This window comes from Streptomyces sp. SID13726, from assembly GCF_010548375.1.
Lineage (GTDB): Bacteria > Actinomycetota > Actinomycetes > Streptomycetales > Streptomycetaceae > Streptomyces.
In genome coordinates, this window is record NZ_JAAGLY010000050.1 from 1 (window position 1) to 12,278 (window position 12,278).

Here is a 12,278-nt window from a genome sequence, read left to right on the forward strand (position 1 = left end):
GGGGGGAGTCGGGGGAGCGGCAGCCGATAGGGCGGGGCCCGGGGGAGCGGCGGACGAAGGAGCCGAGGTCGGCGGAACGGCGGCCGACGAGCCGGGAGTCGGTGGAGCGGCAGCCGATGAGGTGGGGCTCGGCGGAGCGGCGGGCGGAGGAGCCGAGGTCGGCGGAACGGCGGCCGACGAGCCGGGAGTCGGTGGAGCGGCAGCCGATGAGGTGGGGCTCGGCGGAGCGGCGGGCGGAGAGGTCGAGGTCTGCGGAACGGCGGCCGGTGGGGCGATGAGCCAGTCCGCTTCCTCCGTGGTCGGGGCCTGGGGTGTGGTGGCCGGTGGAGCCGGGTCCGTGGTGGGGGTCGGCTCGGAGGGGGGTGGTGGGGTGGTCATCTGGGTCGGCCCTCGTCGGTGGTGTGGTTCCCGGTCGCCGAGGATATCCGGCCGGGGTGGTGAGCCGGGCGGGCCGTGGTGGTGTGGGGCCGGTGGTGGATGGAGCTGCTGCACGGCTGGGGCCAGGACCTGGACGCCGGCGAGCAGACGGCGGTGGCGCAGAGCGCGGACTCCACCGACGGGAAGGCTGTCTTCTGGGTACCGGACGACGAGTGCGCGGGCCATCTGGACTGTGACTCCGACGAATCCCTGCACGGGTTCACCCAGACGCCCTCGGACGACATCGCCTCCGACCGCAACTTCTCGGCGACCGCGCCGCCCAGTAGGGAGTCGTACCACCCCAACAGCGAGGGAGCGCAGTTGTACGCAGCAGCCCTCGAACACGTCCTGGCCAACCGTCACATGACCGTCCCCCGCGCCCTCGGCAGGACCGTCGCCGCCCTGCTGGGCCTCTGCGTCCTGGCGGTGGCCGGCGTCCTCGTCGACATGCGGATGACCCGGCACCGCGAGGAGGCGGCGGCCGAGCGGAAACTCGCCGCGCTGGTGACGCGGGTGCAGGACCATCTGACGGACGCCTACCGGGCCGACGGCGAACTGCCCACCGTCGCCCGGCGGATCAGCACCCCGCCGCCGGTCGCGTACGCCCGGCTGCGCGCCGACCACACCAGCACCATGCTCTTCTCCACCGGCGACGCGGTGCGCGTACGGGACGAGAAGGGCATTTCCTGCCAGGGGGACTCAGAAGAACTCCGACCACGGCTGGTCCCAGATCTGCTTCACGCACAGGACCAGGAACAGCAGGCCCGCGATCGCCAGCATCGCGTTGCTCACCGGTCCGTTGCGCCATTCCCTGGGCGTGCGCGTCGAGTTGAGGAGCCAGATCAGGGTGCCGGCGAGGAACGGGAGGAAGGCCGCGCCGAGGACGCCGTAGAGGATGATCAGGCGGAAGGGTTCGCCCTGGAAGAGCAGGACGATGGGCGGGAAGGTCAGCCACAGCAGATAGGCGCGGAACGGCCAGGAGCGTTCGCGGGCACCGGAGGCGACCTCCGCGCCCCGCTGCTCGCCCTGGCCCCGGAAGCGGGCCACGAAGTCCGCGAACATCAGGCTCACGCCGTGCCAGACGCCGATCAGCGAGGTGAACGACGTGGCGAAGAAGCCGATCAGGAAGAACTTCGCGGTCGCCGGGCCGTACTCGTCCTCCAGGATGTCGCTGAGCTGGAGCAGGCCCTTGTCGCCGCTCGCGATCGCCACGTTGGCGGAGTGCAGCAGCTCGGCGCCGACGAAGAGCATGGCGATGACGAAGATGCCGGTGGTGATGTAGGCGACCCGGTTGTCGAGCCGCATCACCTTCATCCAGCCGGTGTCGGTCCAGCCCTTGGCGTTGACCCAATAGCCGTACGCGGCAAGGGTGATGGTGCCGCCGACGCCGCCGATCAGACCGAGGGTGTTGAGGATGGAGTCCTTCTCGTCGGGAAGGACGGGGAGGAGACCGGCGAAGGCGTCCGCGAGGTTCGGCGCGACCCGGATCGCGAGATACACCGTCACCACGAACATGACGCCCACCAGGACCGTCATGACCTTCTCGAAGACCTCGTACTTGTTGAACCAGACGAAGACCAGTCCCACCAACCCGCAGGCGATTCCCCACCATTCGAGGTCCATCACGTCCGGGAACAGCGCCTGGAGCGGCAGCGCGCTCGACGACATCGCGGCGGCGCCGTAGACGAAGCCCCAGATCACCACGTAGGCGGCGAAGAACCAGGTGGTCCAGCGGCCCAGGCTGGCCCAGCCGTCGAACAGGGTGCGGCCCGTGGAGAGATGCCAGCGGCCCGCCGCCTCCGCGAGGGAGATCTTCACCAGGCAGCCGATCACCGCGGCCCACAGCAGGGTGTAGCCGAAGTTGCTGCCCGCGATCAGCGTGGCGACCAGGTCACCGGCGCCGACACCCGTCGCGGCGACGACGATCCCGGGGCCGATGTAACGCCAACTGGACTTACGGGGTACGGAGCTTGCCTCACCGGTCACTGTGTTGTCCGTGGTGTCCGCCATGAAGGTCAAGAAACCCTAAAGATCTCGGACCGGCAAGAGGGCATACCGTGAAGGAAACCGTCGCCGCGCGGAGATCATGCGTGGCCGGACGCCTGTCGCCAACCACAGCCGTCCGACCCGCACGTACCCAGTTCGAACCAGACCGTCTTGCCCGGTCCGTCCTGGTGACAGCCCCAGCGCAGCGCGAGCGCCGCCACCAGGAACATCCCGCGGCCGCTCTCCGACATCCCGGCGTCCAGCACCTGCGGGGTGCGCCGCCCGGAGTCGGCGACCTCGCAGCGCAGCACGCCGTGCGCGGCGGTCAGGGTGAGCGTGAACCGGCTCGCCGAGTGCAGCAGGGCGTTGGTGGCCAGCTCGCTCACCAGAAGCTCGGCGGTGTCGGCCAGGTCGGCCGGCTCCGTGAGCCCCCACCCCTCCAGCTGTCTGCGGACCTCGGCACGGGCCTCGCGCACGGCGGAGGGGCGGGGGTCGTACCGGACACTCAAGTGACCGGCCCCCAGCGGAGGTTGGGGGTAGTCGGCGTATCGAGGGTCGGGGTCCGGGAGCCGGCCCCCGGAGAGTTGCAGCATGCTCCCAGGGTGACCGGCGCGGGCGTACCGCACACGGGGAGGACTACCCGAATCCATACCTGCACCGCACCCGTACGGCTATGCGTACTGCAGTCGTACGGTTGACCCGTCCCGGTCGTTCCGTACGTCGACGTACGCACACACCTGGCGCGCGTACCAGAGCCCCTGGCCGGGTTCCAGGTCGGTGGTGTCCGGCGGGACGAACCCGACGAGGGGGTCCTCCAGCCGCCGCCCGGACCGGAGTTCACAGACGCAGTGGGTGTCCCGCCCCCACAGCAGCGCGTCCCCGCCGTGCGCCCCGACCGCCTCCGCCGCCTCGGCCACGGCCGTCGCGAACAGCTCCGCGTCGGCCGCGGCGAGCCCCCGGTCCCGCGTCCTTCGCGCCACGGCGTCGGCGGTCAGGTCGGTCAGGAGTTCCGCGTCCGGCGCGGGCGGCGGCAGCGGTACGGCGTCCAGCTCGGCGGCGAGGCGTACCGGGTCCTCGTACACGCCGGTGTCCGGGTGCGCGCGGCGGGCCGCGTCGATGATCGCGGGGCCCGCGGTGCGGGTGTCGTAGGCGCACAGGGCGGTCGTGGCGAGCGGCGCGAAGAGGAGGTTGGCGAGGGCCTCGTACCGGATCCACTCGGTGGTCTCCCGGGGGGAGCGGCCCGCCCTGCCGTTCCAGACGGGCTCCATCAGCAGATGGATACGGCCCCCTGGCGCGGCGTGCGCGGCCAGGTAACCGGCGCTCTGCGCCACGGCGTTGGCCGCTGAGCCGGTGTACCAGTCCGTGTGGTCGATGAGCGTGACGCGCTGGGCGTCCTGCGCGAGGGCGTCCCTGACGAGCCCGAGGTTGTGCGCCGAGGCGATGGCCACGGGCGGGGGTTCCTCGGGGGCGTCGAGCGCTTCGGTGAGGAAGGGGAGGGCGGCGGCGAGGCCGACGTTGTCGGTGGCGTAGACGGTCATGCGGTGGTCGAAGGAGGTGGGGTGGGTCGGCATGGGGTCCTTTCGGTGGGTGGGGGAACCGGGTGAGGGTGGGTGTCGCTCGCCGACGCCGGACGGGAGCCGCCCCGGCGACCGGCCCCGCCGGACCGCGGCCGTCAACGCTGCGCGGTCACCCACGTGGCGATCTGCGTTCTCGTGTTGAAGCCCAGCTTGTTGAGGATGCGTTCGACGTGGCCCTCGGCCGTGCGGCGGGCGATGACGAGACGGTCGGCGATCTGCTGGTTGGCGAGACCCTCGGCGACGAGTTCGGCGACCTGGGCCTCCCGGGGGGTGAGGCGCAGCCGGGAGCTCTCCGGCGTGCGCGGTGCGGGAACGCCCGGCTCCTGGAGCGCGTGGCCGACGAGTTCGGTGAGGGTGAGCCCCGCACCCCGGTCGTACGCGGAGGTGAACCCGGCACGCCCCAGTGCCCGGACCGCACAGCTCTCGGCCTCCCGCCGCGCGGAGTTGAGCGTCTCGGAGCCCCAACGCCCCTGGTCCACCGAGGTCCAGGCGTGGTCCGCCCCGCCGAGCAGCACCGCGGCCCGTTCGTGCGCGGAGCGCTCCGCGGCGATCCTGGCCGTGAGGTCGAGCGTGAGGGCGAGCCCGATGACGTCGTTGACGGCGAGTTTGAGCCGGAGGGCCTCGCGGGCGTACCGCTCGGCGCGGGGCCAGTCCCGCTTCACGGTGTGGGCGAGGGCGAGCATGCGCAGGACGTAGGAGCGGACCCATTCCTCACCGTGTTCCTCGCAGAGCCGCAGGGTCTTCTCGCAGACCTCGACGGCGCGGTCGGCATGTCCCAGGAAGCCCAGCGCGCAGGCGAGTTCGACCTGGTCGAGCCCGACGAGGCTGAGATGCTGGCCGGGCACCCGGCCGCGTGCGACGCAGGTCTCGAAGTGGGCGAGCGCGGCGGGCAGTTCGTCGGCGAAGAGCCGGACGACCCCGATGACGTACTCGGCGTGGGCCGCTTCGGCGGCGTCCCCGAGCCGCAGGGCCAGCTCCCGGGCCTCCTCGGCGCGGCGCCGCCCCCTGGTCAGGTCCTCGGGGCACCCGGCGAGCAGTCCGGCCACCCACAGCCCCCGGGCCCGCTCGGAGCTGGGCCCGGGGCTGGCCGCCAATGCCCGCTCCAGCCAATACCGCCCTTCCCTGGGCGCACCGCAGGCGTGCCAGTAGAACCAGAGCGTGCCGGCGAGCCGCAGCCCGACGAGGGCGTCGTCGGGGCCGGGGCGGCGCTTGGCGAGGGCGACGTCGGGGCCGGGGCGGGGCTCGGACGGCGGGGCCTCGTCGCCCACCGCCCGGAGGCTGAAGTCCAGCGCCGCCCGCAGGTTGTCCTGGTCCGCGCGGAGGCGGGCGACGATGTCCCGCTGTCCGGGGCCGAACCAGGCCGCCTCGCACTGCGCGGCCCGGCGCAGCATCCAGTCCCGGTGCCGCCGCCGGGTGGCCGCTTCGTCGCCGTCCTGGCCCCGCAGCCGCTCCAGGCCGTAGTGGCGCAGGGTGTCCAGGAGGCGGTAGCGCACGCCGTCCGGTCCGGGCTCGCGGCTCAGTACGGACTTGTCCACCAGGCCGGCGACCGCTTCGAGGACGTCCTCGCGGCGCACCGACGTGCCGTCCGCGCACACCGCCTCCGCCGTCTCCAGGTCGAACCCGCCGGCCGCCACCGAGAGCCGGGCCCACACCAACTGCTCGCGCTCGCCGCAGAGTTCATGGCTCCAGTCGACGGCGGCCCGCAGGGTGCGGTGGCGCGGGAGGGCGGCGGGGCTGCCGGAGGTGAGGAGGCGGTAGCGGTCGTCGAGGCGCTCCAGGAGCTGTTCCACGCCGAGCACGCGCATGCGGACCGCGGCGAGTTCGATGGCGAGCGGGAGTCCGTCGAGGCGCCGGCACAGCCGGGCGACGGCGGCCCGGTTGCCCGCGGTGAGCGTGAAGCCGGGGACGACCGCGGCGGCCCGGTCGGCGAAGAGGGCGAGCGCCGGATAGCCGTCGGCGGCGGACAGGTCGCCGTCCGGATCGGGGACCGGCAGCGGTCGTACGTCGAGGAGGTTCTCCTCGGTGAGGCCGAGCCGGTGGCGGCTGGTCGCGAGGATGCGCACCCCGGCCGTGCCGTGCAGCAGCGCGGCGGCGAGGTCGGCGCAGGCGGGCAGCAGGTGTTCGCAGTTGTCGAGGACCAGCAGCAACTTGCGGTCGCGGACATGGGCGACCAGGGCGTCCGACGGCGGGCCCGCGGAGTGGTCGTGGAGGCCGAGGGCGTCGGCGACGGCGAGCGGGACCAGTTCCGGGTCGTGCAGTCCGGCCAGGTGGACGAAGCGGACGCCGTCGGGGAAGGTGCGTTCGGCGCGGGCCGCGAGGCGGGCGGCGAGGGTGGTCTTGCCGACGCCGCCGGGGCCGGTCAGGGTGACCAGGCGGGCCCGGGTGAGCAGTTCGCGGCCCGCGGCCTGTTCACGGCGCCGGTCCACGAAACTGGTGGTCTCGACCGGCAGGTGCCGCATGATCAGCCAGTCCTCCGGGGTGGGGGCGGAGATCCCACTGTGGGCCCGGTTCTCACATATATGCACACACGGCTCACACTCCCGGGTGCACTTCCTCGGGGATCATTCCGGGCTGCACGGACCCGCGTACACTGCGCCAACTCTTTCCGCACTCTTGACCTGACCATGTCATCCACAGACGATGAGCGGCACACCCGCACCTGTACGTCGCTGAACCACCCCCCGCTCCACTCCCCCACTTCCGGAGATCCCGGAACCTGGAGAAATCAGGAGACTTCATGCGACTTCGCATACGCGGTTCCGGCGCCCGCGGCGGCACCCGCTACGCCGCCCTCGCCGCCGTACTGGCCCTCGCCCTCGCCGCCCCGCTCTCCGCCAACTCCGCCAACGCCGACAGCGCGCCGAAGACCGCGCCCAGCACCGAGGACGTCCGTCAGTACGAGATCCACCAGCACTCGACTCCCGTGACCCGTACGGCGATCCAGCGGACCGGGGTGACGGTCGACGAGGCCGACGAAGAGACCGTGGTGGTCTCCGGGCGCGCCGACCAGATCAAGAAGCTGCGGCAACTCGGGTACGAGGTCACCGAGTTGGGGTCCGCCCCGAACCGGACCGCGCAGGACGAGGTCCGGCTCTTCGACTTCCCCTCGGCCGACTCGCGCTACCACAACTACGCCGAGATGAACACGGAGATCAACCAGCGCCTCGCCGCCTACCCGAACATCATGAGCAAGCGGGTCATCGGCACGTCGTACCAGGGCCGGGACATCGTCGCCATCAAGATCAGCGACAACGTGGCGAACGACGAGGCCGAGCCCGAGGTGCTGTTCACCCACCACCAGCACGCCCGTGAACACCTCACGGTGGAGATGGCGCTGTACCTGCTGCGCGAACTCGGCGCGGGCTACGGCTCCGACTCCCGGATCACCAACATGGTCAACAGCCGTGAGATCTGGATCGTCCCGGACCTCAACCCGGACGGCGGCGAGTACGACATCGCCACCGGCTCGTACCGCTCCTGGCGCAAGAACCGGCAGCCCAACTCCGGTTCCTCCGCGGTCGGTACGGACCTCAACCGCAACTGGGCCTACCGCTGGGGCTGCTGCGGCGGCTCGTCCGGGTCGACGTCCTCCGAGACCTACCGGGGTCCGTCCGCCGAGTCGGCGCCCGAGGTCAAGGTCGTCGCCAACTTCGTGCGCAGCCGGGTCGTCGGCGGGGTCCAGCAGATCAAGTCGAACATCGACTTCCACACGTACAGCGAACTGGTGCTGTGGCCCTACGGGTACACGTACTCCGACACGGCGACCGGGATGACGGCGGACGACAACGCCGCGTTCAAGGCGGTCGGGCAGAAGATGGCCGCGAGCAACGGGTACACCGCGGAGCAGGCGAGCGACCTGTACATCACCGACGGGTCGATCGACGACTATCTCTGGGGCACGCACAAGATCTTCTCGTACACCTTCGAGATGTACCCGTCGTCCAGTTCCGGGGGCGGGTTCTATCCGCCCGACGAGGTGATCGAGCGGGAGACCTCCCGGAACCGGGACGCGGTGCTGCAACTGCTGGAGAACTCGGACTGCATGTACCGGTCCATCGGCAAGGAGGCGCAGTACTGCTAGCAGCACTCGCCGGCAGTACCGCTCTCCCCGTACCGTCCGCTGTCGCGCGTCACCGCGAGCCCGCGGCCACCAGCCTCGCGGTGACGGGTTCGAGCTCGGCGACCAGTTCGTCGAGCTCGGCCGGGGACAGGGCGTCGTAGGGCGGGGCGGCCAGTTCGTCGGTGAGGGTCTCGATGCGCCGCTTGGTCTCACGGCCGGCGTCGGTGAACCGGCCCTCGCCGTCGACGAGTCCGCGCTCGCGCAGGCCGTCCATGATCGCGGCGAGCCGCTTCTTCGGCAGGTGGTGGATGCGGCCGAACGACTCCGGCGGGTGGATGCCCATCTCCAGCGCGGAGAGCACATGGGCCTCCGCGCCGCCGATGCGGGCACCGACCAGAGCGGCGATGTGGCCGTCGCCGCGGTGCTCGCGGAGCATGGTCGCGGAGTGCCACAGCCGGGCCACCGGGTCGCCCGGCACCTCGAGGGAGCGCATCCCGGCGTACATCACCCGGCCTTCCATGGGCGCGCTCGTCGCGGCCTTCGTGGTCAGGTCGGCGGCGCGCACCAGGCCCGGGGAGCCCGCCAGTCCGGCGCCGAGGACGCGCCGCAGCGAGGCCGCGCTGCCCCGCTCCCGCGCCGCCACGGACGCCTCGGGCGGGATCGTCTCCCACGCGCTCGGGATGTGCCGCGCGGCCTCCCCGTCGGCGAAGTTGTAGAAGGCCGCGTGCACGACCTCCGCCGGCACCCGTCCCAGCGGCGCGGCCCGGCTGGCGAAGTAGCCGTCCCAGTAGGTGGGGTGGCCGAGCGCGGCCAGCTCCTCGTTGCACTCGTCCTCGAAGAAGGTGACGAGGCAGATCGGCTCAAGGAGCTCGAACATGCGACGGGCGGTGTGCGTCATGGCCCTCATCATGCCCGTGGGCTGCCGGGAAAGTGGCCGGTTCCCAGCCGCCGCTTCCCGGCCGGGTCTCAGTCGTCTGCCGGCCGGGTCTCAGTCGTCTTCGGTGTCCGTGGCGGTGTCCTCGGGGGCGTCCTGCTCCGCTTCCGGAGTCTCGTCCTCGAAGTACTCGTCCATGACCGCGTCGAGCTGTTCGTCCCACTCCGCGAAGCTGGCCCTCGACGTCGCCTCGATCTCGATGGGGTACCAGCGGCGGTCGGGGGTGTGGACCGTGATGGTGAAACGCTTGCCGAAGCGGGGGGACTCCGTCTCGACGGCGCCGATCTCGTCCCAGCGGAACTCGCAGGACTGGTCGTCGAGGGAGAGGCGGACGCCCCGGTGGTCGGCGACGATCCTCGCGCGCCGGTCGGCGGCCTCGAAGACGGGCCCTTCGGGATCCTCCTCGGCCTCGCTGTCCCCCTCGGCCCCGGCGCCCTCCTCGGACGCCTCCGGCTCCGGCTTCTCCTCGGCCGCGGGCTCGTCCGTCGCGGTCGCGACGACGGCCTCCGGCTCGGTGTCCTTCTGCTCGCCGGACACGGGTGAGGTGAGCCCGGGGACGAAGGCCGGGTCGAATCCGGCGCCTTCCAGGGGCTGGCTGCTCGAACCTATGCGCTGCTCCACAGCGGGAAGTATGGCGGACGAAGCTGTGCCTTGGGGCGCCGGGGGCGGAAGCCGGCCCATGAGCCGGCCGGGACGGGACCGACTCCCACCGATTCCTTCCCACGTGCCCGTTCCGGCCCCGGCCCCCTCACACGTCGACGAGGTCACTCGTCCATGAAGACGATCCTCCGCGCAGGACCCGATGTACCCGGTGCCGAGGTCGCCGCCGAACGGCCCGCCGGGACTGCGCGTTCCCGGCCCCAGGCCCGGATCTCCTCGATCTGCTCGGGGTTCACACGGCTCAGCGGCACCGTGTTGGCGAAGGCGTCGAGCAGGAAGGACGGCTTGAGGCGGTCGGCGCCGCCGCAGCGGTAGGCCTCCTGGCCCGCGTCGTGCAGGGTCGACTCGATGTCGGAGCCCGCGAAGCCCTCGGAGAGGTCGACGAGGCGGTTCACCTGCTCCGGGTCCGGGTCGTACTTGAGGTAGCGGCGGAAGTAGAGCTCGATGATCTCCTTGCGGTCCTGGCCGTCGGGCAGGTCCACGAAGAACAGCTCGTCGAAGCGGCCCTTGCGCAGCAGCTCGGGCGGCAGGCTGCGGATGTCGTTCGCGGTGGCCACCACGAAGGCCCTGGACCGGGACTCCTGGAGCCAGAACAGGAACTGTCCGATGATCCGCTGCGGCACACCCGACATGTCGTCCCGCCCGGCCAGCCCCTTCTCGATCTCGTCGATCCACAGGATGCAGGGCGCCACCCGGTCCGCCATCGCCAGCGCCTCCCGGAACCGCCCCTCGGACTCACCGAGGTACTTGCCGTGGATGCTCGCCATGTCGAGCCGGTACAGCGGCAGCCGCCACTCGTGCGCGATGGCCTTCGCCGACAGCGACTTGCCGCAGCCGGGCACCCCGACGAGCAGCACACCGCGCGGCGGCCGCAGCTCGGTGTCGCGCAGGTCGGCGTGCATCATGTCGTGCTTGCGCCGCAGCCACTCCCGCAGACTGGTCAGCCCGCCGACCGTGTAGTCGCTCTCCTTGAGATGGACGCGCTCAAGTCCGGTGAGATCGCTGAAGATACGGTCCTTGGCCTGCGCCAGCCCGAGGACGTCCCCCTTGGCGATGGAGCCCTTGGCGGCGATGGTGGCCATGAGGTTGATGCACTCGGCCTCGGTGACCCCGCTGAGGTACTCCGCCGCGCGGCGGGCGTCGTTCTCGTCCCACTCGATGGGGATGTGGCCCTGGTGGTCGCTGAGGAACCCGGCGAGGGTGCCGTACATCTCCTCGGTGTCGGGCAGTTCGAGGTGCAGGCTCATGCCGAGCCGTTGCAGACCGCTCCAGATCGGGGCGTCGGTGATCAGGACGATGCTGCCGGAGTTGTTGTCGGCGAGCCGGGCGAGTTCGGCGATGTGCCGGGTGACCGGGGTGTCGTCCTCCAGGTGGTCGGGGTCGACGAACACCACCGTGGCGTTGGCCCGGCTGCCGAACTGTCCGGCCGCGAAGTCCATCGCGCCGGTGAGGGAACGGTCGTCCTGGACCGGCGCGTTGGTGCGCAGGTCCCGCAGCCCGGTGGCCCGGGTGTAGATCCAGAACGGCATGCTGCTGCGCCGCGGTTGGGTGGCCGCGTCCCGCAACAGCCGCAGGGCGCGCTGCTGTTCGATGGTCCGCATGCCGATCACGGGGACCCGGGCGGAGATGTAGCTGTCCAGGTGGGACAGGCTTTCGGAGTAGTTCGACATGCGGGCCTTCGTTGTCGGGTGCGGGTCCGTGCGGGCTGGTCGCGCGTGTCCCCGGGACTCAGTCGGTGATCACTCGGCGTCGCGGGACACCGGCCGGCGGGGCCGACCAGGGGTCGGGTGCCGCGGGTTTCGTGGGCTGTACGACGGCCGTGAGCAGGTTGTCCCGGAGCGTGCGGCGGCGTTGTTCCAGCCAGCGGAGGTCCGTGGTGCCGGCCGTGGCCAGGTTGTCCAGGGTGCGTTCCAGCTGGACCTGGAGGTCCTGGATCTGGGTGTCGACCAGTTCCGTGAAACGGGTGCGGGTCGACTCCGGCAGGCCGGGGTGCGCGGCCAGGGCCCGCACCGAGCGCAGGCCCTCCCTGGCCTGGGTCAGCGCCCGGCCCGCCGAGAACTCGTCCGTGGTCGCGGTCATCGCGGCGAGGAACCGTTCGGCCCAGTCGCGGAGCCTGCGGTTGAGGGCGTCGCCGAGATGCAGGGCGAACCGCTCCCAGGTGTCGCCGGGGAACTCCGCCTCGACCAGCACCGGCAGGGCCGCGGGGTCGACGGCCTCCGCGGCGGCCCAGCGCCGCAGGAAGTCCACCCAGGTCTCGTAGGCCCCGCCGTGCCCCCAGTACGCACTCACACCGAGCCGCCCGGACGCCGTACGACGGTCTCGCCCGGCGGCAGCGGCTCCCAGTCCGGCAGCCCCTCGACGACGTTGCGCACCCGGCTGGTGACCCGCTCCCCGCCGGCCCGCCGCGAGGACCCCCAGGGCGAGGCCGCCCCGGACGCGCCGACCGTGCCCCAGGACGGCGCGGGGGCAGTTGTAGGTCCGGGCACGGGCGCCGGTGCCGGGCCGGGCACCTGACCGGCATAGGCCCTGGTGCCGGCGCCGGGCACCGGCCCCGAAGGGGGCGCCTGACCGCCGTAGGGCCCGGCACCGGTGGCCTGGGCGGGCACCTGCCCGGCGGCCGACCACGGGGTGGCGGCGGGCGCGG

At 72.0% G+C, this 12,278-nt stretch carries 12 protein-coding genes; 2 read left to right on the top strand and 10 right to left on the bottom strand.

The annotated features are described in order from the left end of the window. A partial coding sequence (locus G3I78_RS51450) for a hypothetical protein (RefSeq protein WP_203616453.1) occupies positions 1-278 on the top strand: 278 nt, incomplete at its 5' end. Between the two features lie 675 nt (positions 279-953). Here G3I78_RS51450 and G3I78_RS46135 read toward each other — a convergent pair. The 5 genes from G3I78_RS46135 to G3I78_RS46155 all read right to left on the bottom strand — a co-directional run bounded on the left by G3I78_RS46135 (position 954) and on the right by G3I78_RS46155 (position 6,439). Beyond that, positions 954-1,100: a hypothetical protein gene (locus tag G3I78_RS46135; RefSeq protein WP_164436471.1), complete on the bottom strand. Its 147-nt coding sequence runs from the start codon at positions 1,098-1,100 to the stop codon at positions 954-956. Positions 1,101-1,116: 16 nt separating this feature from the next. Then, positions 1,117-2,427: an Nramp family divalent metal transporter gene (locus G3I78_RS46140; protein WP_164436473.1), complete on the bottom strand. Its 1,311-nt coding sequence runs from the start codon at positions 2,425-2,427 to the stop codon at positions 1,117-1,119. Between the two features lie 74 nt (positions 2,428-2,501). Then, a complete protein-coding gene (locus tag G3I78_RS46145) occupies positions 2,502-2,996 on the bottom strand; it encodes an ATP-binding protein (protein WP_164436475.1) in 495 nt (164 codons plus the stop codon). A gap of 78 nt (positions 2,997-3,074) precedes the next feature. After that, a complete protein-coding gene (locus G3I78_RS46150; protein WP_164436477.1) occupies positions 3,075-3,974 on the bottom strand; it encodes an MEDS domain-containing protein in 900 nt (299 codons plus the stop codon). A 101-nt stretch (positions 3,975-4,075) separates the two neighbouring features. Beyond that, a complete protein-coding gene (locus tag G3I78_RS46155; RefSeq protein WP_164436479.1) occupies positions 4,076-6,439 on the bottom strand; it encodes a LuxR C-terminal-related transcriptional regulator in 2,364 nt (787 codons plus the stop codon). A gap of 278 nt (positions 6,440-6,717) precedes the next feature. Here G3I78_RS46155 and G3I78_RS46160 point away from each other — a divergent pair, with 278 nt between their 5' ends. Then, positions 6,718-8,061 carry a M14 family metallopeptidase gene (locus G3I78_RS46160; protein ID WP_164436481.1) on the top strand — a complete coding sequence of 448 codons (1,344 nt, stop codon included), beginning with the start codon at positions 6,718-6,720 and terminating at the stop codon, positions 8,059-8,061. A 49-nt stretch (positions 8,062-8,110) separates the two neighbouring features. On the opposite strand, the gene G3I78_RS46165 is transcribed toward G3I78_RS46160, so the two are convergent. The 5 genes from G3I78_RS46165 to G3I78_RS51455 form a co-directional block, all read right to left on the bottom strand. Then, positions 8,111-8,938, bottom strand: coding sequence for a MarR family transcriptional regulator (locus G3I78_RS46165; RefSeq protein WP_164436483.1), 828 nt, complete (start codon positions 8,936-8,938; stop codon positions 8,111-8,113). Between the two features lie 90 nt (positions 8,939-9,028). Next, a complete protein-coding gene (locus tag G3I78_RS46170; protein WP_164436485.1) occupies positions 9,029-9,595 on the bottom strand; it encodes a hypothetical protein in 567 nt (188 codons plus the stop codon). Between the two features lie 143 nt (positions 9,596-9,738). Further along, the gene (locus G3I78_RS46175) at positions 9,739-11,304 is read right to left on the bottom strand and encodes an AAA family ATPase (RefSeq protein ID WP_164436493.1); all 1,566 of its coding nucleotides are present in this window, start codon (positions 11,302-11,304) and stop codon (positions 9,739-9,741) included. A 58-nt stretch (positions 11,305-11,362) separates the two neighbouring features. After that, on the bottom strand, positions 11,363-11,923 hold the full coding sequence (locus G3I78_RS46180) for a hypothetical protein (RefSeq protein ID WP_164436494.1): 561 nt from the start codon (positions 11,921-11,923) through the stop codon (positions 11,363-11,365). Then, on the bottom strand, positions 11,920-12,278 hold a 359-nt coding region (locus tag G3I78_RS51455), incomplete at its 5' end, for a hypothetical protein (RefSeq protein WP_203616456.1). The genes G3I78_RS51455 and G3I78_RS46180, both read right to left, overlap by 4 nt.